General features: G+C 43.2%; 27 protein-coding genes and 1 tRNA gene. 13 read left to right on the top strand and 15 right to left on the bottom strand.

The window, feature by feature from the left end; translation table 11 throughout:
* Complete coding sequence (locus tag HN980_01230) at window positions 1-324, top strand: hypothetical protein (GenBank protein ID MBT6928107.1); 324 nt, start codon at window positions 1-3, stop codon at window positions 322-324.
* Window positions 325-418: 94 nt separating this feature from the next.
* On the opposite strand, the gene rpsJ is transcribed toward HN980_01230, so the two are convergent.
* The 4 genes from rpsJ to HN980_01210 form a co-directional block, all read right to left on the bottom strand.
* Entirely contained in the window at window positions 419-751 is a 333-nt protein-coding gene (rpsJ, locus tag HN980_01225) for a 30S ribosomal protein S10 (GenBank protein MBT6928106.1), read from the bottom strand.
* 17 nt (window positions 752-768) lie between these two features.
* Window positions 769-2,856 carry an elongation factor G gene (gene fusA / locus HN980_01220; protein MBT6928105.1) on the bottom strand — a complete coding sequence of 696 codons (2,088 nt, stop codon included), beginning with the start codon at window positions 2,854-2,856 and terminating at the stop codon, window positions 769-771.
* 17 nt (window positions 2,857-2,873) lie between these two features.
* Window positions 2,874-3,347 (bottom strand): 30S ribosomal protein S7, encoded by a 474-nt coding sequence (gene rpsG / locus HN980_01215; GenBank protein ID MBT6928104.1) that lies wholly within the window; start codon window positions 3,345-3,347, stop codon window positions 2,874-2,876.
* Between the two features lie 164 nt (window positions 3,348-3,511).
* The gene (locus HN980_01210) at window positions 3,512-3,883 is read right to left on the bottom strand and encodes a 30S ribosomal protein S12 (protein MBT6928103.1); all 372 of its coding nucleotides are present in this window, start codon (window positions 3,881-3,883) and stop codon (window positions 3,512-3,514) included.
* 234 nt (window positions 3,884-4,117) lie between these two features.
* On the opposite strand from HN980_01210, the gene HN980_01205 reads away from it, so the two are divergent.
* Entirely contained in the window at window positions 4,118-4,474 is a 357-nt protein-coding gene (locus tag HN980_01205) for a hypothetical protein (protein MBT6928102.1), read from the top strand.
* 24 nt (window positions 4,475-4,498) lie between these two features.
* Here the strand turns inward: HN980_01205 and HN980_01200 are convergent, their stop codons facing one another.
* The gene (locus HN980_01200; GenBank protein MBT6928101.1) at window positions 4,499-5,302 is read right to left on the bottom strand and encodes an SDR family NAD(P)-dependent oxidoreductase; all 804 of its coding nucleotides are present in this window, start codon (window positions 5,300-5,302) and stop codon (window positions 4,499-4,501) included.
* A gap of 141 nt (window positions 5,303-5,443) precedes the next feature.
* Between HN980_01200 and HN980_01195 the strand changes: the two genes are divergently transcribed.
* The 4 genes from HN980_01195 (at window position 5,444) to HN980_01180 (ending at window position 8,435) form a co-directional block, all read left to right on the top strand.
* Complete coding sequence (locus tag HN980_01195; GenBank protein MBT6928100.1) at window positions 5,444-6,061, top strand: AAA family ATPase; 618 nt, start codon at window positions 5,444-5,446, stop codon at window positions 6,059-6,061.
* Window positions 6,062-6,271: 210 nt separating this feature from the next.
* The gene (locus HN980_01190) at window positions 6,272-6,757 is read left to right on the top strand and encodes an NUDIX domain-containing protein (GenBank protein MBT6928099.1); all 486 of its coding nucleotides are present in this window, start codon (window positions 6,272-6,274) and stop codon (window positions 6,755-6,757) included.
* 161 nt (window positions 6,758-6,918) lie between these two features.
* Window positions 6,919-7,824: a hypothetical protein gene (locus tag HN980_01185; protein ID MBT6928098.1), complete on the top strand. Its 906-nt coding sequence runs from the start codon at window positions 6,919-6,921 to the stop codon at window positions 7,822-7,824.
* Window positions 7,812-8,435, top strand: coding sequence for a hypothetical protein (locus HN980_01180; protein ID MBT6928097.1), 624 nt, complete (start codon window positions 7,812-7,814; stop codon window positions 8,433-8,435). Before HN980_01185 ends, HN980_01180 begins: the two co-directional genes overlap by 13 nt.
* A 12-nt stretch (window positions 8,436-8,447) precedes the next feature.
* Here HN980_01180 and HN980_01175 read toward each other — a convergent pair whose 3' ends face one another.
* The 3 genes from HN980_01175 to HN980_01165 form a co-directional block, all read right to left on the bottom strand.
* Window positions 8,448-8,867: a hypothetical protein gene (locus HN980_01175; protein MBT6928096.1), complete on the bottom strand. Its 420-nt coding sequence runs from the start codon at window positions 8,865-8,867 to the stop codon at window positions 8,448-8,450.
* A 15-nt stretch (window positions 8,868-8,882) separates the two neighbouring features.
* Window positions 8,883-8,967 (bottom strand) — tRNA-Leu (locus HN980_01170).
* A gap of 206 nt (window positions 8,968-9,173) precedes the next feature.
* Window positions 9,174-10,028: a hypothetical protein gene (locus tag HN980_01165; GenBank protein MBT6928095.1), complete on the bottom strand. Its 855-nt coding sequence runs from the start codon at window positions 10,026-10,028 to the stop codon at window positions 9,174-9,176.
* A gap of 55 nt (window positions 10,029-10,083) precedes the next feature.
* Between HN980_01165 and HN980_01160 the strand changes: the two genes are divergently transcribed.
* Window positions 10,084-10,752 carry an HAD family phosphatase gene (locus HN980_01160; protein ID MBT6928094.1) on the top strand — a complete coding sequence of 223 codons (669 nt, stop codon included), beginning with the start codon at window positions 10,084-10,086 and terminating at the stop codon, window positions 10,750-10,752.
* A gap of 43 nt (window positions 10,753-10,795) precedes the next feature.
* Here HN980_01160 and truA read toward each other — a convergent pair whose 3' ends face one another.
* The 4 genes from truA to HN980_01140 form a co-directional block, all read right to left on the bottom strand.
* Window positions 10,796-11,542, bottom strand: a complete 747-nt coding sequence (gene truA / locus HN980_01155) for a tRNA pseudouridine(38-40) synthase TruA (protein ID MBT6928093.1) — start codon at window positions 11,540-11,542, stop codon at window positions 10,796-10,798.
* Window positions 11,543-11,545: 3 nt separating this feature from the next.
* A complete protein-coding gene (ispD, locus tag HN980_01150; protein ID MBT6928092.1) occupies window positions 11,546-12,223 on the bottom strand; it encodes a 2-C-methyl-D-erythritol 4-phosphate cytidylyltransferase in 678 nt (225 codons plus the stop codon).
* Window positions 12,216-13,214: a UDP-2,3-diacylglucosamine diphosphatase LpxG gene (gene lpxG, locus HN980_01145; protein MBT6928091.1), complete on the bottom strand. Its 999-nt coding sequence runs from the start codon at window positions 13,212-13,214 to the stop codon at window positions 12,216-12,218. Before lpxG ends, ispD begins: the two co-directional genes overlap by 8 nt.
* A gap of 484 nt (window positions 13,215-13,698) precedes the next feature.
* Complete coding sequence (locus HN980_01140) at window positions 13,699-13,956, bottom strand: hypothetical protein (GenBank protein MBT6928090.1); 258 nt, start codon at window positions 13,954-13,956, stop codon at window positions 13,699-13,701.
* A gap of 309 nt (window positions 13,957-14,265) precedes the next feature.
* On the opposite strand from HN980_01140, the gene HN980_01135 reads away from it, so the two are divergent.
* The gene (locus HN980_01135) at window positions 14,266-16,410 is read left to right on the top strand and encodes a hypothetical protein (protein ID MBT6928089.1); all 2,145 of its coding nucleotides are present in this window, start codon (window positions 14,266-14,268) and stop codon (window positions 16,408-16,410) included.
* Window positions 16,411-16,446: 36 nt separating this feature from the next.
* On the opposite strand, the gene HN980_01130 is transcribed toward HN980_01135, so the two are convergent.
* The gene (locus HN980_01130; protein MBT6928088.1) at window positions 16,447-16,884 is read right to left on the bottom strand and encodes a hypothetical protein; all 438 of its coding nucleotides are present in this window, start codon (window positions 16,882-16,884) and stop codon (window positions 16,447-16,449) included.
* A 123-nt stretch (window positions 16,885-17,007) separates the two neighbouring features.
* The gene (locus HN980_01125; GenBank protein ID MBT6928087.1) at window positions 17,008-18,399 is read right to left on the bottom strand and encodes a DUF2851 family protein; all 1,392 of its coding nucleotides are present in this window, start codon (window positions 18,397-18,399) and stop codon (window positions 17,008-17,010) included.
* A 152-nt stretch (window positions 18,400-18,551) separates the two neighbouring features.
* Here HN980_01125 and HN980_01120 point away from each other — a divergent pair, with 152 nt between their 5' ends.
* The 5 genes from HN980_01120 (at window position 18,552) to HN980_01100 (ending at window position 24,156) form a co-directional block, all read left to right on the top strand.
* Window positions 18,552-19,802 carry a hypothetical protein gene (locus tag HN980_01120; GenBank protein MBT6928086.1) on the top strand — a complete coding sequence of 417 codons (1,251 nt, stop codon included), beginning with the start codon at window positions 18,552-18,554 and terminating at the stop codon, window positions 19,800-19,802.
* Between the two features lie 147 nt (window positions 19,803-19,949).
* Window positions 19,950-21,008: a peptide chain release factor 2 gene (locus HN980_01115; GenBank protein MBT6928085.1), complete on the top strand. Its 1,059-nt coding sequence runs from the start codon at window positions 19,950-19,952 to the stop codon at window positions 21,006-21,008.
* 2 nt (window positions 21,009-21,010) lie between these two features.
* Window positions 21,011-21,529 (top strand): GNAT family N-acetyltransferase, encoded by a 519-nt coding sequence (locus HN980_01110; GenBank protein ID MBT6928084.1) that lies wholly within the window; start codon window positions 21,011-21,013, stop codon window positions 21,527-21,529.
* A 9-nt stretch (window positions 21,530-21,538) separates the two neighbouring features.
* A complete protein-coding gene (locus tag HN980_01105; protein MBT6928083.1) occupies window positions 21,539-22,258 on the top strand; it encodes a YebC/PmpR family DNA-binding transcriptional regulator in 720 nt (239 codons plus the stop codon).
* 173 nt (window positions 22,259-22,431) lie between these two features.
* A complete protein-coding gene (locus HN980_01100) occupies window positions 22,432-24,156 on the top strand; it encodes a hypothetical protein (protein MBT6928082.1) in 1,725 nt (574 codons plus the stop codon).
* A 73-nt stretch (window positions 24,157-24,229) separates the two neighbouring features.
* Here HN980_01100 and HN980_01095 read toward each other — a convergent pair.
* Window positions 24,230-24,541: hypothetical protein (locus HN980_01095; protein MBT6928081.1), on the bottom strand; the 312-nt coding region annotated here is incomplete at its 5' end.

The raw sequence follows: 24,541 nt of genomic DNA, 5'->3' as shown, positions 1-24,541 counted from the left end.
ATGAAGAAGAGTGTATATTTTCTGGCAGTGGCGATGATAATGATGGCAACGTCATGTACAAAGGCGTCGGTGATAACGCAAAAAGAGTTCGGCGACATAATGGTAGGGATGCCGTTTGAAGAAGTTCAGACGCGTATCGGCGAGGAGTACGACGTCACAAGGACAGCACCAGACACCTTAGAATACCGTTATATCGAACGTATAGAACACGGACCTCGTGGTGGTAAAGGGCAAAGGCATTATATCTTAATAGTAAAAGATGGAGCCGTCGAAAGTAAGAGCTACAAAGAGTTCGACAGCCCATTGAATATATATTCCGATTGATTACTGACCTTATACCAATTATTATAAAAACGAAGGATCAACAAAAACATTCGTTTTGTTGATCCTTCGCAAGTTCTTATTGTTTTGTGCTAGCCTACGCTTGGATTTTTATGTCTACGCCAGCAGGAAGAGTTAAATTCTTCAAAGAATCTATCGTCTGTGCTGTAGGTTCCATGATGTCGATGAGGCGCTTGTGTGTACGCATCTCGAACTGCTCACGAGACTTCCTGTTTACGTGTGGCGAACGCAGAACGGTGAAAATCTCACGGCGCGTTGGCATTGGGATAGGACCAACGACGCGGGCGCCAGTGCGCTTTCCTGCTTCGATGATATCTTCAACGGAAAGATCTAGGATACGTTGGTCGTAGCCTTTCATCCTGATCCGTATCTTTTGCTTTTGGCTTTTCTGTTGTTTCTTTGCTGACATGGTATTATTACCTTAAATTATTTTTTTGTTATTTCTTCTTGAATCTTTGCAGGGACACGCTCGAAATGGCTAGGCTCCATGCTATAGTTGGCACGTCCTGAGCTCAACGATCGAAGCGTTGTAGCATACCCGAACATCTCCGATAGAGGAACTTCGGCGTGGATGGCTACGCCACCACGCATCATCTCTTGTCCCATAATCTTCCCTCTTCGACGGTTTAAATCGCCGATGACGTCGCCCATGCTTGCTTCGGGGCTGTTGACGTCGACCTTCATGATAGGCTCTTTTAGGATAGGCTTGCATTTCTTCAAAGCTTCTTTTATCGCCATAGATCCGCAGATCTTGAAGGCCATCTCGCTAGAGTCGACTTCATGGTATGACCCGAAGACGATGGCGACGTTGACATCGATGGTAGTATATCCTGCGACGACACCAGAAGATAGCCCTTCCTCGACACCTTTGATGACAGCAGGGATATATTCTTTTGGAATGACACCACCAACAATCTTGCTGACGACCTCGTTGCCTTTTCCAACTTCGCTGGGCTCGACTTCAAGAACTACATGAGCATATTGTCCGCGACCACCGGTCTGCTTGGAGAACTTTGTGTTGGCTTTCCCTGGGATTGTTATAGTCTCTTTATACGACACCTGTGGTTTTCCAACATTGGCGTCGACGGAGAACTCTCGGACCATGCGGTCGCGAAGGATGTCGAGGTGTAGCTCACCCATCCCAGCGATTATCGTTTGTCCAGTGTCTTCATCGGTGCTAACACGGAAAGTAGGGTCTTCTTCAGCTAGAGTAGAAAGAGCTTTTGAGAGCTTCTCCCTGTCAGGCTTAGACTTTGGCTCTATAGCCATAGAAATTACAGGCTCAGGGAACTCCATCCTTTCAAGAAGGATAGGCTGGTCGACAGAACATAAGGAGTCGCCAGTAGTAGTGTTCTTTAGGCCTATACAAGCAGCAATGTCGCCAGTGTAGAACTCTTCACGCTCTTTCCTGTTGTTAGAATGCATCTCGATAAGACGAGTTATACGCTCTTTCTTGTTCTTAGTAGAATTAAGAAGCGTCTGCCCTTTGAGCAGAGTTCCGGAATATATGCGAACGAAGGTAAGACGTCCGACATACGGATCGGTCATAACCTTGAAGGCTAAAGCAGCGAGAGGAGCGTCGTCGTCAGGAGCGACAAGGACGTCTTCGTCATTTTTGATGTCTATACCATTGACAGCGCCACGGTCTAACGGTGACGGCATCCAACTTATTACGGCATCAAGAAGCTGCTGGATACCTTTGTTTTTGAATGCAGAACCACACAACACTGGGTTGATCTTATTGGCAAGAACACCTTTTCTGATGACTTCGTTGAGCTCTTCGATTGTGATACTATCAGGGGCTTCTAAGACTTTCATGATAAAATCATCATCATCATCGTCGACAGTGGCAAGCTCATCAAGAAGCTGCGTACGTAGCTCGGTACATTTCTCTAGAAGGTCTTCAGGGATTGGAGCTTCGTCCCATTCGGCGCCGAGAGTCTCGTCTTTGAAGATGTATGCCTTCATGGTAAGAAGATCGACGATGCCACGGAATTCCGCCTCGGCACCGATAGGCACCTGGACAGGGATGGCGTTGGCGCCAAGCTTCTCACGCATCGTCGTTACGGCGGTGAAGAAATCTGCACCCATACGGTCCATCTTGTTGACGAAAGCAATACGCGGCACTTCGTATTTGTCGGCCTGACGCCATACCGTCTCAGATTGTGGCTCTACGCCAGAGACGCTACAGAATATCGCTACAGAACCGTCAAGGACGCGCAATGAACGCTCCACTTCTACGGTGAAGTCTACGTGTCCCGGAGTGTCGATGATGTTAATCTTATTGTCTTTCCAGAAAACTGTCGTAGCGGCAGACGTTATCGTGATGCCACGCTCTTGTTCCTGCTCCATCCAGTCCATTGTAGCTGCGCCGTCATGGACTTCACCGATGCGGTGTGTGCGCCCGGTGTAATATAATATACGCTCGGTGATGGTAGTCTTTCCAGCATCGATGTGTGCCATGATACCAATATTACGTACGTTTCCGAGATTTTCGTTTTTAGGTCTTGCCATATTTTTTTATATTCCCTCTACCACTTGTAATGAGCGAACGCTTTGTTGGCTTCGGCCATACGGTGCGTGTCGTCTTTTTTCTTGATAGTAGTTCCTTGGTTGTTGAAGCAGTCGCTTAGTTCAGCAGCAAGACCTTCTGTCATAGAACGTCCAGCTTTGCTACGTGAATGCTTTATTATCCATCGCATAGCAAGAGCAGTACGACGGTCTGTTGCTATCTCAATAGGCACCTGATAGGTGGCACCACCGATACGGCGCGATTTCACCTCTAGAGAAGGCTTGGCATTCTCTAGCGCTGTCTCGAAAGCAGCGAGAGGGTTTTCAGCTTTAACGCGTTTGGAGAAGCTCTCCATGGCGTTGTATACTATAGAACGTGCCAACGACTTCTTGCCCTTGAGCATGATGTTGTTGATAAATTTTGCCAAAACCACACTGTTATATAGAGGGTCAGGCTTTATTTGACGCTTTTCAGCGCTGTGTCTTCGTGACATTGGTATGTCTCCTCACAAAAAAAAGTTAAGTCGCTATAAAAATTAGAATATCGAATTGTATTCACCTGACACCGGAAGAATCCCGATGTCTGACCGTGATGCGTGCTGCGACGAAAGAAGCACATATCGCGGGCCAAGATGCCTATATCATAGGCATCTTAGTGTTACTTAGGACGCTTTGCCCCATACTTCGATCTTCTTTGCTTACGGTCTTGCACAGGTGCACAGTCTAACGCTCCACGAACTAGGTGGTAACGGACACCAGGCAAATCCTTAACACGGCCTCCACGGACGAGAACAATGCTGTGCTCTTGGAGGTTGTGACCTTCGCCAGGAATATAGGCGATAATCTCTTGGCCATTAGAAAGACGAACCCAGGCAACCTTTCTCAATGCAGAGTTAGGCTTCTTAGGAGTCTTTGTCTTAACCTGCAAACAGACGCCACGACGCTGTGGGCAACGCTGAAGAGCAGGAGATTTCGTTTTTTTGACCTTCTTCTTACGGCCAAAACGAATCAGTTGGTTTGTTGTCGGCATATAAAGTATGTGCCTCCTTCTCAGGTGTTAATTAGTGTTCAATACAATACATTACTACAATAATGTATGAACAATATACTCTATACCGGCATTTAATAGCAAAAGATTTATCGATAGATAATTAGCAATCACAAAAAATATGACGACACCGTAGACATATCAAAGAAATCCTTGCAAAAAAAGCTGCTCCCACGTAGTATAACTACTTTAATTTAAACGAAATAGGAGAGTGCTATGAGAATATTCGTACATAGAACGCCATCGCCTTTTAAAGGATTGACAGGCGGAGCTAATAATGACGTGGGAAGAAAAAGAGCTGCAAGTCCAAGTCAAAGCGTTTCGATGGTGATTCCTAGCGAACGCGTTTGCTCGCCAATTGATTTTTCCGGCACAGTGGTTATCGTATGTGCCAAAGCAAAAGTACCTGTAATCGAGACAAAGGAAGTGGAAATAATGAGATTGGCTCAGTCATGCAGGATGCGCGAAATAGAAGAAGAGCGTAGGATAGATGCAGAAAAAGACGAAGAAGCAGTGTTGGGTATTATCAAGATTGCCAAGCATTTAGGTGTGAAAGTTGATAGTTCTTTGTAAAAAGATCTTCGTCGGCGACAAAAACTATTTGCTGATGGTATGAATGAACCTTTTCTTTTTGTTGTAGCGTATCAGCGTGTATAGCAGTCTTCTTGGCAGGAGGTATGCCATACCTACGAGAAGCTTATTTTTAAAGCCCGGAATACATATTGTCTTCCAGGGCTTTTTTATGTCTCGAAGAGACGTTGCAACGACATCTTTTACTGACATAAACTCTTTATATCTTGGATCGTTGTCGTGCCACCCTAGTTTTTTGTGGAAGTCGGTACGTGTCAAGCCAGGACACAACGCCTGCACTTTTATGTTATGGCGTGCCAGCTCCAGCGCCAGGGATTCGGAGAAGTTCGTAAGAAAAGCTTTTGTGGAATAATACATTACGGAGCCTACGAAGAACCCTGCGATAGAAGACACGTTGATGATGGTGCCTTTCTTTCTTTTTTTCATCATCGGTATGGCGGCGGCGATGAGACGCATAGGGATCTCGTCGTGAATGTTGAGCATCTGGACCCATCCTTCTATATCGCCTTCTTCGAATTCTGGGACACCGGTGGCAAATCCAGCATTATTAATAATGACTTCAAGGTTTCTCATCGTAGAGATTGTTTCTGTTAGTTTCTCGACGGCGCTGCGGTCTGACAGATCTACGATGGCATAAGTTGCAGTGATGCCATGCTTCTCTTCGAGACCGGAGCAGAGCTTTTTAAGAAGCTCTTCCCTGCGGGCGACCAGAAATACGTCATAGCCCATATCGGCGTAACGCCGTGCGTATTCTGCACCGATGCCACTAGACGCGCCAGTTATTACGGCAAGAGGACGATTTTTTTTCATGATGACATTCCGTTTTTACAATAAATTATAGAGAATACACATTATTTCTGAAATGTCATTAAAAATATGAAAGTCCTTTTCAAAAAGAAAATAAAGCTTTAGTATTGCAACAGAAAAAGCATCACATAGAGGAGCGTTATTATGTATAAAATAGGTATAATGGGCGTCCACGGCGCAGGAAAAACATCGTTGGGATATCTTCTTTCGGCACATTTTAAGATGAAAGGCATCAACGTCAAGCTTATTCATGAAAGTGTTAGGGAAAACTGTCCATTTCCTATCAACGCTGACGCAAATCAGGGGACGTGTCTGTGGAATTTCCATACGCAATTTCGTAATGAACTCGACGCCGAAGCTCAAGGCTATGAGCTTGCAATATGTGATAGGACTGTCGTCGATACTTTCGTATATTATCATGCTGTAAACAAGGAAACCAACGTCACCATGGCAGCGGTACACCAAGGGGTGCAGTGGCTTAAGACTTATGATGTCCTTATATGTACCGAACCTTCTACTAGCGTAGAGCTTTTTGACGATGGCGTGCGCGACACCGACATAGAATATCAGAATCTTATTAAAAGTGGTTTTGACGATATATTATACCGTTATGCTGGAGATGTTGCCGAGCGTGTAATATATGCTACTTCAGACGATATCTTCGACGAAGAGCGAAAAGAAGCCCTTGTTGCTAAGATAGAGCTACACCTTAAGAAATTCCTGAATAAAGATGCTAAAAAAGAAGAGCTCTCTGAAGTATAACCCATGATTGCGACCTATACTTTGCCTAAGCTTTTTATAAAGAAAAAATGTCCTGTTTCCTATAGCATCCATAGTGTCAGGCAATCTGACTCATTTTATTCCTCGCGAATAGTTACAACTATTCGCTTGTCGTTCACTGAGCTATCTTGCCCAACTCTATGGCGCCAAAGGAAATATAGGTCGCAATCATGGGTATAGGAAAAAGATATAATGGAAAGACATTTCACCTCTAATGTTTTTATCGTAGATGATGATAAGGTTCTCCTTATATACCATAAAAAGCTGAGTACATGGCTTCCTCCTGGAGGGCATATCGATGCTAATGAGACGCCTGTCGATTCTGCGCGCCGTGAGGTTTTCGAAGAGACGGGCCTTGAAATTGAGATCATGATGCAGGAAAATGCGTGGGTGCAGAGCGACGAAGCCCGCAGCTTCCAAAGACCATATCTTTGTCTCATAGAAGATATTCCGGAATATCGAGACACTCCCGCACACCAACATATCGATATGGTGTATCTCGCCAAAAACATCCGCACTGGAATAGAAAAACCTAACTATGACGAAGTCAGAGAGATGCGCTGGTTTTCTCGCGACGATATCGAAGCCCTCACCGTCGGCGAAAACTTGCTCTTCAACGTCAAAATGGTCCTAGATCATATCTTTGATCACGTCATTCCGGTGACTTGTCCACTATAACCCATGATTGCCACACTGCCTAGACCGCCCACTGACTTTTTTGAACAAACAAGGGCTGATTGACACAAATTCATGTCACTTTTAAAGTGACACAAATTCATGTCATATCTAAGTTGACACAAATTCATGTCAATGTTATAATAAAAGAAAAAGGAAAATAGATGGACTATACCTGTCTAGCATGTTCAAAGCCAATTAATGGTGATAAAGCACATTATGGAATGCATGAAGAATGTTTTATTCGCATATTCAGCTTGAATAAGCTGGAGTTTTTTTCTGATGTTGCTATTCGATACCAATCAGAGGCCCCCGCACAGGGAGAAAAACGAAACATCAATTCAAGTTTTTTTCATGGTAAATTTCGTAAGTATTCTTCCCGCCTTGGAGGCGTTAGCTATATTCTGAAAACACGGCAAAAAGAATTTCCCGAGCTACCTCTTACAGAATTTGTGTGTAATCAATTATACGAGGCTCTAAAAATAAATATTCCGCCTTACTATCTCGTTCGCTTTCCTGAATCTGAATTTTGCTTTATAACGAAAAACTTTATGCCTAATTCACCACCTTCAACGTTGGTGCATATTTATCATTATATAGAAAACGACATGATTTTCGATTGTGAAACACTCGTGAATGTAATCGGAGAGCAAACAGGCAGAAGAATTGACCAAGAAAGCTTTGTGTATCTTACTTTAGCAGACAGTTTAATTGGGAATAACGATCGCCATGGTCGAAATTTAGGATTTATTCAATCTGCAAATAAATCAACGATAGCGCCTTTCTATGATAATCCGTCAGCTTTGGGAATAGAAGATGTAGCAATGTTAGGAGCGGATCTTCAACCTCGAGGTTGCATTTACACGAAAGACTCTAAAGAGCCGCTTATGAAGGACTATGTCCTTGAATGGGAGCGTCTTGGGTATCAAAATGTTATTGAGAATTTTCAAAAAAACCTATCTCTCCCTCAGCTTTGTGACATAATTCATTTAAGCTATTTGAGCGATAAAAGAAAACAAGCTTTAATTGCACTCATTGATAAAAGGAGTTCGGAAATATGTATAACTTAAAAATTATTGGTGTTAATGTTTTTTTAAGAAAAACGAAAACACATACCCACGTAGGCGTATTGAAAAAAGAACAAGGAAGTTTTGTTTTCATATACGACGATCAATATTTCACATCTCGCAACGCTCTTTCTTTAGGACCAGAATTTCCTTTAACCAAAAGAGAGTTTATCTCTACAACACTTTTTCCTTCATTTAATGATAGAATTCCTTCGCGTCAAAATCCGGCATATCCAGAATACTGTCTTAGCATGGGCATTGATACGAGTGAAAGCGATCCTATCATACTTCTGTGTACAATAGGAAGGAAGGGACCTTCTTCTTTCGTGTTTGCTCCTCTTTTCGAGAGAGGAATTTCTTCGCAAAATTTGATAGATTTTAGGAATTCTCTTAATCTAACAACGCGTGAATTTGCACAGGTATTTGAGTTTTCTCAAGCGTCATTAAATGCTTTTGAAACTAATAAAACATCTGGAAAAAACATTGTAAAACGTTTAGAAATGATCATCTTATTTCCTTCGGTTGCTTTATACCTTCTCAAGATAAATAGTGGAGTCCTTATTTATCAAAAGCGGATTAATGCTATTAATGAAATAAAAAAAAGAATGTTATAACAATGAAAACACTCAGGCAATTCCCACCGCTTGCCCACTGTGATATAGCCATTTCCCATCGATTTTCTTGAAAAGGCTTTTTTCTGTGAAGGAGGCATCGCCGCCGTTTTGTGATATATGGGCGACAAACGTTACCGTTGCTGTGTCGTCTTTCTCTTGTGAGTCGAGAATCTCGAGCTTTTTGAAAGAAGAGGCTCGTGAGAATAACGATATTTCTTTTTTCCACGCGACCTGTTCGTGGCGATACCCTGGATTTAGAGGGTGTGTTGTTTCGATGATATATTCGGGGAGATCATAGGCATACGCGCTATACCTTGAGCGCATAAGCTGTACAGCACTAGAAGGTAGAGCGCCCTTATGGAAAGACTCGCAGCAGTTGCTGTAGTTTTCTCCACTGCTGCAAGGGCATTTTGTATCGTTAGTAATGTTCATATCAAGCATATGTTTTGCCGATGACCGGACTCGAACCAGCACTCTGCGCAAGCAGAAGTAGATTTTGAATCTACCGCGTCTACCATTTCGCCACATCGGCATATTTTATATTTAACTGACGTTATGAACTTTTCTCGCTTTATTGGTGTGCTGCAAGGAACAATCTGCTTCGTATTCCTCCTCACCCAGCTCTTCAGAGCTTGGTTCGTCGGAAGTACTTGCATCTTGCTCCTTTCGCTACACCACTAAAGCAAGATTAGTACATAACGTCAGTGAGTATAGAAAAAAGCAGATTTTTTATAAAGGTTATTTCCTTAAATAACTATAGAACGCCTGTTTCCACGAATATGATACGCGTTCGCTGGTGTCTCTGTCGTATTTCACCTGTATACCTATATATGGGTATGGGTGTCTGTTGTCGAGGTCGCGGCCTTCGTCGGCGAGGAAAAGCTTAACGAAGACCTCTTTGTTATACCACGGTGACGTTATTACATTGGTCTTTTCTGGGGAATAACGCTCGAAATTAAGGTAGTGTTTGTTTCCACCATAGCGAGGGTTTTCTTCGTAGAATTTAAAGATAAGCGCTAAAATTTCTTCGGGCTGCTCTTCCATATCCTTGACATAGAAGTCGACTTCAGCGCCGACCATATGCTTTGATGTTATGTTGAAATCGTCGTCATCAGCGTAGGCGTTGTGCTGTGGGCATCGATGTCCGCAGGTGACGACGACGCGCTGTCCCGTCTGTTCTTGGATATAGTTTAGGATGTCAAGAAGTATAGGGTATATGAATTCTTTGCCGTCGTGGAAGGGGAGGCTGTGTTTCTGTGCTCCGCCGCAGTCGTAGAGATATTCGACGTCGCCATTGTTGGCTTGTATAGTTTTTATAGGGTTTGTTGTGCTGCCTTTGCAGCAGAAGAAGTTTTTTGTTATCTTTGGGTTTTCTCCTATGAAATTTTCTTCCCACGGATAAGAGTCGCGTTTTTGTATGACGGGATTGTCGGCAGCAAAGAGGGCATCTTCGTCGTTGCGGAAAATTCGTTCTTTCGAAGCTTCGGCATCGCGAAGGGAGGTATCGCCATCATCTTGTGAAGAGCACCCCATAGCGAATAATGCCATGGCAAGAATAATTAGGTATTTTGCTTTGTTGCTTTTTGTTTTCATCGTATGTATCATATTATTTATCATATTTACTTATTAATATACAAAAGAGAGTTTTATGGATTGGATTTTTAGGAGTCAACTTATTCTTTTCGATTTTGACGGTCTTCTCGTCAATACCGAAGATATACATTATAATGCTTATCGCCTCATGCTCGAGCGTCGTGGCTTCACTTTGCCGTGGAGTTTCGACGAATATTGCCAGGCGGCACACTATGATTCAACATTGCTCCGCGATAAAATATATGAGACGTTCCCCGAAATCGCCAATGAAGATTGGGATATTATATATGCCGAGAAGAGACAGGCATATGTCGACCTTTTGGAACAAAAGACTGTAGCGCTTATGCCTGGCGTTGAGACTTTCCTGAATATCATTGCCGAGAAAGACATACCGCGATGTGTCGTGACGCACTCTCCCGACGACCATATATCGAGAATACGAAAAACACTTCCTGTCCTTGAAACAATTTCTACGTGGATAACACGCGAAGATTATAGTGAGCCAAAACCTAGCTCCGAATGTTACCTTACTGCTATTGAAAGGCTGGCTCCCGACGCCAAAAATATTATAGGATTCGAGGACTCGCCACGAGGACTTACGGCGCTGATGGGAACGCCAGCGCTTCCCGTCTTAATATGTAAAGCTGAATACCCCGAAATTCCCGACTTCATTGCCCGCGGAGCAAAACGCTATCAGACCTTCGAGGAAATCCTTACTGAATAGTAAGGCTTTGTCGCGGGGCGGAGTGCGGAATTCCGCCATTAGATTAATATGAGACGTCTACGAGGAAAAGTCCTTGTGCTGGTGCGGCGTGTCCGGCTTTCCGGCGGTCTTTGGCGTTTATGATTGTTGTGATGTCATCGACGGGGCGTTTGCCTTGTGCTATTTCTAGCAGTGTTCCCATGATGTTACGTACCATTTTATATAGGAAGCCGTTGCCCTGGAATTCTACGCGTAGTCCGCCGTCTTGTGGGACGACAGCGACGCGGTAGATGGTACGGATGGGATCTTTTGCTGCGCTGCCTTTCGACGCTTCGCATGCGAAAGACGTGAAGTCGTGTGTTCCTACGAGCAATACTGCGGCGGCTTTAAGTTTCGCGATATCGAAGGTAGTGCTTCTGACGTGGTGGCGGTATCGGCAGATGAAAGGGTCGGCGACGTCGTCGGTCCAGAGGTTGTAGTGGTATGTTTTTTTGGTGGCACTGTATCGGGCGTGGAAGGTCTCGTGGACTTCTTCGAAGGTTTTTATCCGTATGTCGGCGGGGAGGAGGCCGTTTAAGGAGCGCAGGGTTTTCGTAACGTTGAGAACATCTTCGCTGCTGATATGTGCAACCTGTCCGAGGGCATGAACGCCGGCATCGGTACGGCCGGATCCTGTGACTTTGAGGTCTTTTCGTGTTATCGTCTTAAGAATTTTTTCTATAGCTTCTTGTATCGAGGGGCCGTTAGGCTGTATCTGCCATCCGCTGTATTCTGTGCCGTCATATGCGACGGTGAGCTTATAAGTATGCATAGGCTATGTTTTCTGTTTTAGGATGTTTTCTGCCAAAGCGATATCTTCTGGCGTTGTGACTTTTATGTTGTCGCGAGAGCCCATAACGAGCTTTACTGGAAGGTTGAGAATCTCTACGAGGGCGACGTCGTCGGTGACAGTGATATCTTCGGCGAGAGCTTTCTCGAAGCCTTTTTTAAGAAGGTCGTGCTTCACAACTTGCGGCGTCTGTATCTCCCAGATATCCTCTCGTGGTAGCGTCTCGGCGACAAAACCTTCGTCGTTGGAGCGTTTTACTGTATATGTTACGGGAACGCCGACGACGGCAGCGCCGTGTTCTTCTCCGTCGACAAGTGCCTCTGAGGCCATTTTCTCTGTGATGAAAGGACGTGCGGAATCATGGATGATAACGAGTTCGCTGTCGCTAGAGACCTCGCACAGGCCATTGTAGACGGAATCTTGGCGTCGTGGGCCTGGAAGGGCGAAACTCATAGATAATGTTTTATAGCTATCGAAGTTGTGGCGATGTTCTTCGGCACAGACGACGATGATATCATCGATATTGTCGATAGCAGCGAAGACGTCGAGGCTATATGAAAAAAGTGGCCTTCCTGAAAGTTCAAGAAATTGTTTCGGCAAAGAAGCTTTCATCCTATTGCCAACACCACCGGCAAGGAAGATAAGACTGGTTTTTTTAGTCATGAGAAGTGCCGTTTAATGTTATTAGGACGATTTCAGGAGGAGAGAACCAGCGGAACGGCTCAGAGCTTCCTACCCCACGAGTTATGTATATAGCTTTACCATCGCGCCCTACCATGCCACGCTTAAACTCGCTGTTTTCAAGTAGAGAGAATTTTTTCCACATCCATGGAAGATTTATCTGCCCGCCGTGAGTATGTCCTGATAAGACAAGATCGCCAGGATAGTCATAAAGCAGAGGAAAGCTGTCGGGGTTGTGGGTGACGACAATGCCAGGATATTTTTTGTCATAGTTTTTAAAGGCTTTCTTTGGATTGCAACGGCCAAGCCAATATTCTTCAAGACCACAGATGTTTAGGAAGGTGTTGCGTATAGGAACAAGAGATGTGTCATTCTCAAGGACGGTGAAACGTGTTTTTTTTAATAAAGCACTGAGTTCTTCATGGGAAGGAACGGCACGGGCACGGTCTGTGATAATCCCAAGAGGTTTTTTGTTTCCGAAAAAACGCTTGAAACCTTCGATGATAGCAGGAGTTCCACCAGTCTCGATGTCGTATTCGCCTTTATCGTTGAGGGATACCCATTCGCTATAGTCGTGGTTGCCGAAGACAAAAAAACAGCCATAGCGCGCTTTTAAAGAGTTCAGAAAAGAAAGAAGCCTTTCAGGATCGTCAATAATTGGCGTTCTGAGGATATCGCCGCCGAAAATTATAATGTCTGGGTGCAACTTGTTTATGCGCGAAGAGATTTTTTTTAGAAATTTTGAAGAAGCCTCTTTGCTGAAATGAAGGTCGCTGAAAAAAACTACTTTCAGGTCTTCAAGAGATGGTGATAAGCCGTCGATAGGTAGCGATAGCCGCGACGTTAGCAGCATCCTAGGCTCGATGAATCGTGGCCATATCCCTACGACAGAGGCGACACACCACGTGTCCCAGAGAAGCCTTACGACTTTATTATAAAGGAGATAAAGTTTTTTCTTTATGAATTCTAGCATAATACCCTGGTTTTATAACCCGTGATTGCGACATATCTTTCCTTTAGCGACATAGAGTTAGGTAAGATGGCTCAGTGCACGACAAGCGGATAGTTGTAACTATTCGCGAGGAGTAAAATGAGCCAGATTGCCTGACACTATGGATGCTATAGGAGACATGACCTTTTTTTCTTTCTAAAAAGCGCTGGCAGAAAATACAAGAATATGAAAATAAATATTTTAAGCCCTTGCTATTTCTTATTATTTTTCTTTGCCCGTTTGCTATTACTTGGCTTCGCCATATTTCTTTTTGCAGCAACACATCTGCTTTGATTCTATCCTCGCGAATGTTTTAACATTCGCTCGTCTTTCATCTTCGCACCTGTACCACTGCAAAAAACCTATGGCAAAGGATATGTCGCAATCACGGGTTTAAGACGCAAAACTCCCTATATAACATGTTATATAGGGAGATACTATAATAATATTTTATAAGCGAGACGTTTTAGCCAATATGTTTTGAGACGAGGCTTGTCATCTTAAACATATCAATAGACTTCTTAGAGCCGAATAGCACTGCTAATTTTTCGTCAGGGTTGATGTTACGCTTCTGAACTTTGTCCTGAAGGCCGTTAGCTTTGATATATACCCAGAGCTTCTTAGTAACTTCAGTACGAGGCATTGGGCCTTTGCCGACAACAGCTTCGAGTTCAGTGCTTAATTTAACAGGCTGCATAAATTTTGAATTTTGTTTTTTGGTCATAATCTTTTACACTCTCCTTTAAAAAGTTAAAAATGACATTCTTTGCAATATTGAGCAATCGTATAGAAAAACTCTTGCATTACTTGTATATGTGCTATGATTTTCAAGTCAAAACAAATTTTACATTAAAAGATCGATATAAAATTTTATTTTGTCAATACCATGTATCATAGAGGAAAATGGCTTTCTGTACAAGGATGATCTTGTTCAAAACTCATAACCTGTGGCACTCTCTGTAAGAAACTAGGGCAAAAACACCTACACTATTGGTTTCTATGTAGTTATAACAGCAGGGGCCGAGGATATAGCATGACAAAAACAATAGAGACGCAAGAAAAAGAGCTCGATAAGATTCGCGATATCATAAAAGAGATTAAAGAATGCTCTTCTATAGAAGAAAAAAGCGCTGTACTTGACAGTGTCGAAGCCGTCAAAAAATTTATATCTAAGGTAGAGAAGGGCCAGGATCTTTTTGCCAATCTAAGCGCTGAAGAGGGGTATGCCGTTAAAAGCGTCATGGCTATTGGACAAGGACCGGTAGTATTCCGCGGCGACGGCGCTAATATTCCAGCATTAAAATCTCTCGTTCGACAGCTTTGTGATATCGAGGCCTTCTACAATACCATAGGAGGGATAATAGGGTATCATTATACCGTTATGTCATTGCTATCGGGCGATAACGATAGTAGCGATGTTGTATATCATGCTCCTGAAGGTTTAGACCTAGCCGTCGATACAGCCGATGTTCGCAAAGCAATTATTGACGGCATTGCCGCTACGTCGACGATGGGAGAATTATATCCTATAGGTGGTGCCGGTGATCGCCTTGGTCTTGTAGATAAAGACACCGGAGAGTCGCTTCCAGCGGCGAAGCTGTGTTTCGGTGGGCATACACTTTTGGAGGCGATGATCCGTGATGTCGAGGGCAGGGAATATTTGTATTATAAGCTTTTTGGTGAACGCGTCATCACGCCTATAGCGATGATGACGTCTTCCGAGAAGGACAACGATGCTCATATACGTGCGATATGTGAAGGGCGAGGGTGGTTCGGAAGGCCCAAGGATTCTTTCGTTTTCTTTAAGCAGCCGATGGCTCCTGTCATCACAGAAGAAGGTAGCTGGTCGATGAAAGATGTCTTTACTTTGAACCTTAAACCTGGAGGTCATGGTGTTTTGTGGAAGCTCGCCAAGGACAATAAGGTCTTCGACTGGATGCGTTCGCAGGGAAGGCGTTATCTTCTTGTCAGACAGGTAAACAACCCCGTTGCTGGTGTTGATAATGGAATTATTGGGCTTATAGGTGCAGGTGTTGGTGGCGACAAAGCATACGGCGTAGCATCGTGCCGGCGTGTTGTTGGCACTGCCGAAGGCATGGCTGTGATGGCAGAAAGAGAAAAGGGAGATAAGCGGAGTTACGGCATTTCTAATGTAGAATATACCGACTTTATAAAGCGTGACATCGCCGATGCTCCATATGAAGAGGGGAGTATATATTCGAAATTTCCTACCAATACGAACATATTATTTGTGGGCTGCGACAGCATTGAAGAGGCTATTAAAAAGTCGCCATTCCCAGGGATGGTGATAAATATGAAGAAAAAAGGCCCTTACTATGACTCCAAAGGAAGCTATTCCGAAGTTCATGCAGGACGGCTAGAATCTTCCATGCAGAATATCGCCGATGTCTTGGACGAAGAAAAAGAAGAAAGCCTTCCCAGGGAGCTGTGGGGAGGGCTTAAAACTTTCGTGACATATAACACCAGACATAAAACGATATCGGTGACGAAAAATAGCTACACCCCAGGGAATGCTATAATCGAAACGCCGGCGGGATGTTTCTGTGATACCATGAAAAATATGTACGACCTGCTTACATCATACTGTGGGATGGAAATTCCTGCGATGCCCGACGAAAAAACTTTCGTAAAAGGTGGGCCATCATTTATATGCCGCCTACATCCTGCTATGGGGCCGCTTTATGACGTAATAAAATATAAGATACGTAAAGGTCGCCTAGATAAAGGCGCCGAGATGGTCCTCGAGATAGCAGAGGTCGACGTTGAAAATATCGTCGTCGAGGGTAGCATGATAGTCCGCGCTGATAACATTGTCGGCGAAGAAAACGTTTGCGGAAAATGCATCCTTAAAGACGTCGTAGTAAAAAATAAAGGCATAGACACCACAGCAGACAATGCTTATTGGGAAAATGATATAACACGTAAGGAGTGTTTAAAGATCAATCTTCATGGCAACGCAGAATTTATCGCCGAAGGCGTGACATTCGTCGGTGATGAGACGATAGACGTCGCTGCAGGGAAGCGAATCCGCGCATACTATGACAATGGCACTATCGCCTATGAACAAGAAGATATTTCAGCGCCAACATGGTCGTGGAAATATTCTTGCGATGACAGAAATAATATCATTCTCACAAAAAAAGCGACGGAAAAGTGATTCCCGCCGCTTTTTCATAAGATGCTTTTTTATTGCTTACAGGCTAGCGGGAAGAAATAATCTTGGCATAAATCTGGTAGCATAAGGAGATATCATGATGCCTGCTCCTAAAGCACACATGGCACCAAGAGTGCAAAGAATTTTTGCTTGGTTGCTGGCATCTGTTTTATGAATACCGACAAGACATGAGAAAGACATTGCTCCTAATATCAAACCAAGTCCTTTACGGGAAGATATGAATTTAATAATTGCTTCGCCGATTTCTTTGATAACAGGGCTTGCGAATTTATAAGCGCTAATGATAAGCGCACACAACTTACTACATATTGGTGAAATAACATCTTCGTAAAGACGACAAACCTGTCGGCCAAGCCACGAAACAGCGAGTTCCACATTGTCGCCGATTCTGTTGATTTCTTCGCCTAGAATGCCAAGGTTGGCAGCTGGTTGAGTACTTGAAGTTACACCATCCATAATAATACCTCGATATTTTTTTTGTTAATAATGTTAATAATAGTTGTTGATAAAATCAGAGTAAAAAAAATAGGATAAAAAAGCAAAAGATTTCGAAAAAATAAAAACTATATAATCATATTTTTAATGCGTTGAGAGGGCTTTTTCTATGAAAGGGCACCCTTCACAGCTCGCTTCGTAGTGTATGCAGTTGTCGTTGTATATCTGGTAAGCTCCCTGCTCTATACATGCATTTTTTATGATGGTTTTGTCTTTGTCGCCAAAAAAGCGGTGTCGTATATATAGCGTCTTACGACTTGAAGAGGATGAAAAAGAACGGTATAGAAGCGTAAGCGCTCTAAGCTCGTCACTGCCGTGTTTTTTTTGTATATGTTCTTCAAGGAGTGGTAGGATGGTATTGATGAATATTGTTTTACACAGCACGTTCCCTGTAAGTGGTATGTGTTTACTGCTTTTCTTTTCTTCGAAGATATAGTGGGTATTCCAGTATGGGTCATTGTAATTAGGAAGTATCGATACGAGAGTGTCGCGGAGATGTGCTCTTGTCTTTTTTTTGAAGCAGCATTGCCAGTGGTTATCCCATAGCTCTTCAATGGCGTTGTAACGATCTGGGAGGGTTTTGTCGTTGATAATTTTTACTAGGGTGACGAAGCGGCGTATCGGATGGTTAAGAGGGCGTATCTGTGCCGTCGTCATAGAAAAAACAGGGAAGTCTTTATCTTTTAGGTCTTCCCATAGCGTTTGTAAGCTCCTATAATATGGCGAGGCTTCCCACATGTCGACGTATGCTTTTTCAAAAAAACCAGTAGCCCCTATAGCAAGAGCTAAAAGCTCTTTTTCGTTGTGCCCAGAAAGGCCTCTAAGCCATAGGAAAAGGTCTAGGAAGGCTGTGGTGTTGTTCTTATATCCTAGCGCCATAACGATACCAGCGGCGACGAAGAGCTTATCATCGACATAAGCACGTAGGTGTTCACGTTTCTTTTTAAGCCGACGATATGCCTCTGACGTCATAAGCGACGATAGCTCTTCATTAGGGAGTCTATTAAAAATCTTCGAGGCGCACTTTCCGCTGCCAAGGAATTTCTTATAAGGGTAAAGGTCAAGGTCGATGAGTTTGACGATACGGGCGAGGGGTATCGTCATAAAATCTTCGAGATATACAGTGAAGATCTTAGAGCCTTTATGGGTATATAGGTCGCGGTGTTTATTGGGGTTCCATAGACATAGATGCAAGATGACATCATCATAACGGCTGTCGTTGTTATGGCCGTGATGATACCACATCTCTTCATGGAGGTGCACCTCGATGTCACCACGGATAAGGACGCCATTGATACGAAGATGGGCGCGGAGGAAGTCGGGGCCGGCCTCGACGTTCCAGCTTCCCGGCGATAGGATGTCGATGATGTCGTCGCCAGGAGAGGAAAGACCACGAAAATATTTCTGTTCTAACCACAATGCCTGAAGATGACGCTCTGTGAAAGAAATTTGGGGGCTGGAAACAACAATAGACATAAAATTATGGCAACAAATATTTTTTATTTTTTAGTTATATCCTTAGATATCAAAGTTGCGGCTTTTAATGCGAAGTTTTTTTTTGTTAATTAATATGTGAATGGTGTAATACAGAATAAGAGTCTCAAAAAAATGAACGTACAGGAGGAATTATGAATAATAATACAGGAAGTACTAATACCAAAGACCAGGAAGTAGCAGAGTCTCCGGCTCTCTGTTTTTCAGAGGCGCCGCAACGGCTTTGTGATGATGAAACCGTAGCAGCGGCGCAATACGGCACAGAAGATGATATCTTCTACGAAGAGGAGATACTGAAAAACTACGAAACTCTTCGTAAAGAAGAAAAAGCGGCAGGAAGAGATACCTTCGTCGTGAAATATACAGAAAATGATAAAGCTATTGTTGATATCAACACCGTCGGTATCGACGCTTCCGCTGCCATGCTTATCATCGATAGGGGAAAAGACCTTAACGTAAGCGGACTGCGGACAAGTAAAAAGAAGAAAAAGAAGAAGACAGAAGCCTCACCGGCAAAGACAATAGAATCTGCAGGGCTCACACCGCTTGCGATAAGGATGTTCGGTGGTGGTCTTGGCGGTGTTCAAGAAATCAACAAGATGATAAAAAATCATGGCCCTGCTCTTATCACGATACAGGGTGCAGCATCGCAGGAATATCATATTGTCGTTGATGACATCTCGAATAAAAATGAAGAAGTACGCCTACGCGACCCTAACAAAGGCAGAGAAATAACAGTTGCGCTTTCAGCATTGACGAAGCGTTTTGTTGGAGGGCTAATAATACAGTCGAAATATGAAAGAACATATCCAGGAATGCATTGTAACGAAGATATGATATATCCATATGCAGAGGCTGCCGTCGATATGGACATCTTTTACGACGAAGAAATTTTAAGGGTACACAGCCCAGTACGAGAAGAATGCACCAAAGAAGAAGGGTGTGTAGCATATTCTGCTAATGGCACGGCCCTTATTCAGCAACAGTCGATACGAGGTAGCTTCGCTGCCGCAGCAGCGATGCTTATCATCGACAACGGTAAAACCCCCGATTATGCAACCCTTAAGAAAACATGCGCCGAAGACGAAGAATTCAGCCCACTCCAAGATGCCAGCTTGATGCCCATGGAGACAAGGATTGCTACGAGCAAAGAGGGAATAAAAGACCTAAAAGAACTTATTGAAAAAAATGGCTCGGCATTGGTGACAATACACGATTCCATCGTAGGGGATCATACTATCGTCGTAGACGAGATCTCCTCAGATTTGAAAAACGTATGCCTACGTGATCCAAACCATGGCTGGGAGATAACGGTAAAAAGTCGAGCGCTAAGGAAGCGTCTAAAAGGTGGCGATATCGTTATACAGGTAAAGAAAAACGCGTGACAATAAATGAATATCAAGGCGGCTAAGAAAACTCTTCTTGTCGCCTTGTTTTTTTATATGTATTTATGTAAAATCTTATATCGTAACGGTATAAAACAAGGACACCACTGATGAACGAAGAAACAAAAAATCGCCTCGACAGTATAGATTCCCGTCTGCTTCATATGTGGAGGTATCTTTGACTTAGAAGCCAAAAAAAAACGCTTCGAAGTTTTAGAAGATACCATAGCACAGCAGACTTTTTGGAACGATAACGATGCGGCACAGAAAGTCATCGCCGAAAGTAACGATCTACGCGGGTGGCTTGTTCCGTACCACGACCTCAAAGAGCGTGCAGAGAGTGTTAAAGCCCTAATAGTAGAAGCTTATGACGACGATGACACAGAATTTCTCGAAGAACTCCTTGAAGAAATAAGCTCTGTCGAGGAAGGCCTCGAAGTTCAAGAACTTCGGCGTATGCTGTCCGGTGAGCTCGACAAGAAAAACTGTTTTTTGAGTATCAATGCCGGCGCCGGCGGAACAGAAGCATGCGACTGGACACAGATGCTTACGCGTATGTACCAGCGGTGGGCATCAAGGCGCAACTGGGAAGCTACCGTCGTCGACGCTGAAGCCGGTGATGTAGCAGGGATAAAAAGCATAACGATAAAAATCTCCGGCGACTGCGCATACGGATATGCAAAGGCAGAGAACGGCGTACATAGACTCGTAAGGATTTCTCCGTTCGACAGCGGAAATCGACGACATACGAGCTTTGCCTCCGTGGAGGTAACGCCAGAGATAACCGATGATATTACCATAGAAGTCAGAAGCGAAGAACTCCGCATCGACACCTTCCGCGCCTCCGGAGCAGGAGGACAGCACGTTAACACCACAGACTCCGCCGTTCGTGTAACACACCTTCCCTCAGGTATCGTCGTAAGTTGTCAACAGGAAAGAAGCCAGGCACAGAACAAAGAGATGTGCATGAAGCTTTTGAAGTCGAAGCTCTACGAAAAAGAAGTTACGGAACGCGAAGATTCTGTAAAAGCTATGAGCGGAGAAAAAAAGAAAATAGAATGGGGAAGTCAGATACGTAACTACGTTTTTCAGCCGTATACTCTCGTAAAAGATACACGGACGAAGATAGAAAACGGTAACGTACAGGCTGTAATGGATGGAGATATCGACACTTTTGTCAATGGATATCTTAAGGAGTTTGGATAATGATGTATGAAGAAGAAACAAAGGATATCGAAGGCCTAGAGATACGATATACCGTCATGGAAGATGCAGAATATCTCAAAGAATGGCTTTGTGAGCCAGGGATGCTTAGGTGGTTTCCTATGGTTTTAGAACGTGAAGTCGACGACTCCGTACATCGATGGGTATCTTTCAGCAACTGGAAGTGTGCTCTTACCGTCGTCCTTGACGGCAAACCTTGTGGGCTGGGAGCTCTATATCTCATGCCGTATAAAAAGATCGCACATCAATGTGAGTGGGGGCTTATACTTAGCACAGAATATCAAAGTAAAGGGATAGGCACTGCACTAACTAAAGCCCTTGAGAAGCTGGCGAAAGAGAAGTTTAAGATAGAACTGTTGCACCTGCAGGTTTACGAAGGCAATACTAAAGGCAGGGCATTTTTCACGAAGATGGGATATAAAGAGTTCGGCAGACAGACACATTGGATAAAAGAAGGGAAAGACGTTTATCGCGGAAGGATCTTCATGGAAAAATTTATATAGGATAATATCATGGCAGGACATAGTAAATGGGCAAACATAAAACATAAAAAAGCACGCGTCGACGCCAAGAAAGGCAAAGTCTTTTCTCGTATTGCTAAAGAGATAATAGTCGCCGTCAAAGAAGGGGGCAACGACCCTAAAGGTAATACTCGCCTTCGCCTTGCTCTGCAGAAAGCACGTGCCGCAAACATGCCTAGTGACAATATAGATCGTAACATCAAAAAAGCCTCTAGCGCAGACCAGAGCGATTATGTCGAAGTGGTATATGAGATATATGGACACGGCGGTGTTGGCATCGTCGTAGAAGGCATGACCGACAACAAAAACCGTATGGCATCAGAGATGCGCATCTCCACAAATAAACGTGGGGGTACGATAGCAAGCTCAGGTGCCGTCGTCTTCAATTTCGACAGAAAAGGCGTGATACAGATGCCAAAAGACCAAGAAGGCGACGAAGACACCGTCTTCATGGCAGTGACCGATGCCGGTGCCGAAGATTTCGAGGCATTAGATGATATGTACGTCGTCACCACCGACGCTGCAGAATTATACGCAGTGAAAGACGCTATAGAAGAGCAGGGGATGACGTGCTCAGAAGCATCTCTCGAGATGATACCAAAGACTACAGTAGACTGTGACGAAGATACAGCAAAATCTAACGAAGCACTAATCGAATGGATCGAAGACATTGAAGATGTCGACGCTGTCTTCCATAACATGACAGATTAAAACGTAGCGGCGCTACGTTTTCAATTAGCATTGAACATTGAGCATTGAGCATTGAGCAATAGAGAGCTACTAATGTTATCCAGTTGCCTTACGTACATAATATCTATTTGACAAATATTTTAGAATATGCATTTTAATTGATAGAGTTATTAATTAAACAAAACGAGTTTGTTATGTCCTTCGATATTAAATATCCTAAAACACCTTATGCAAAAGAAGACTATATGGTAAGTATGGTTGAAAAAAGGGGACATTATGCAGTCAATTTTGAAACCAGGAAAGGATTGAGAGGGACATGGACATGGATAAAAGCACGTTTATTGTCCCCTTTAAACATAATAAAGCGTACATATAATATTGAAAGAATGTTCGAAATGTACAAAACCGCTCAAGAAAAAGTGGAAATTTCTGAAGCCTCAAAGCTTTGGATGTTAAATGTAATCGCAGAGCGAGATGATAAAACAAGAGAATTAGCAAAAGAAATTCTGGGCCCAAAATTTCAAGAAAAACCGTGTAGTCCAGAAACAGATGAAGGCATGAAAAAGTCTTCAGCAGAAGTTGCTGACAAAAGTCAGGCGAAGTATGATGAAGCGGCTACCATTATTCAAAAGCATATTAGAGGTTATCTAGCACGAAAATCTTTTTTACCTAGTGGTATGTTTTCTGAATATACAGCCCAATGCGAAAAAACCAAGTCTATGCGACAAGCTCCTGGTGGAAACACAGCTGTTTTTTTGTCTGAAGAAATGCCGGAAGTAGTTCTAAAGCAATCAGGAAGACGCTTCGCTATTAAACGTTTTCATCAAATGCAAGAGGTAAGGTCTGTCTTAACCGCACAAAAAAGTTCTCATCTGGTAATTCCCAAAGCACGCCTTTGTGGAAAATTTCTTGTAGAAGAGCGGCTTCAAATAAATATAAATAATTATCACAATATGTTTACGTACATTTTGCAACCACAATTATTTGATGAAGCTGTGCGTGAAATGACAAGATTATTTTCAAAGGTGCATATTAGTGATTTAATAGGATGTGTGACTGATTCTTTGGAAAATAGTGATAATCCTGAAAAGTCTTGTGGTTATGTGCGATATGATAATCTTCCTCTTTTTATTACAGAAGAAGACGGTAAAAAAACAGGAAAGATAGGGCTGATTGATCTGGAGCACGCTTCCAAGGGTTCTGGGGGCCTAGAAGTTTTAGCAAGAATATTTCCTCTTCATGTAGATAGCATTAAAGATGAGGCTAGAAAATGCCATATGTTTGTGGATGACAAGGCATTGGAAGAACGCTCAGAGGACGGGAAGAGATATTTTCAACTTAAATTCGCTGATCATTTTGATTGGGTTAAAAAACATGGCGTTTCTACTTCACGACCGTTCGAAATTGGGGAAAAAAGAATAAAAAAATTAAAAAAAGTTGTTGAAGAAGAGCTGCTAAAACTCAATCAAAGAAAAAGTGACTTTTTTAAGAGAAGGAAAATTGACCTGGCGGCATTTGAACTTGGGTTCGAGGAACCCAAGGATTTTTTTGTAGACGACCCTCAAAAAACAGCCAAAGAGCTTTCTGAAAGCATTACTCCTGTTATAATTGATAACATAAAACATTGTATGGGGCGCAGCTTAGATAAAATTAAAAAAGAAAAGGCAGATCTTTCTGAACTTGAACAAGTAATATATAGATCGTTTTTTACAGATCTCACACTCTCTCAACATGAGGAAGTTAAGGCGATTATAAATAAAGATAAAAGGGTGAAATTTGCCGACAAAGGTATTTCTTGTGATGATTATATTGTTGCTCAGCAAATTTTTGACGTCATTGTCCAAGAATTAGTAAAAGGTAACGAGCTTTTTTCTTTTACCCGGGATAGAGGTGGTGGAGTTACTCGTTTGCAATATTAATGACGTGTGAAAACATCTATCATCTGATTGCATGGCTACATTCTATGTTCTGCATTTACTTATCCGCTATACGCTAAACTTGTATCCAGTTGCGCGACCTGCGCAGGAGCGCGTATGTTTTGGCTTTGGCGCGGGGGTCGCTGCCCTTGTCACGCTCGAGACGTTCTTCAAAACCGTCAAGAAGCTTTTTGCATTCGGCGCGTTGCTCTTCAGAGAAGGAGTCCTTGTTGTCGAGGAGTTTGTTGATCTCTTCGGCGGTAAGGCCTATGGTATCAAGACATGCGTCAGACTCTTTCTGCATCCTCTCGAGTTCTAGAGACAGCCTTTTCAATGTGCGGTCGTTGCTCTGTATCTTTTGCTCCAAAGTTTTATTGTATAACATCTT

This window comes from Waddliaceae bacterium, assembly GCA_018694295.1.
Classification (GTDB): Bacteria; Chlamydiota; Chlamydiia; order Chlamydiales; family JABHNK01; genus JABHNK01.
The sequence above is the reverse complement of the archived record's forward strand: the minus strand, read 5'-3'. Positions and strand labels throughout refer to the sequence as shown.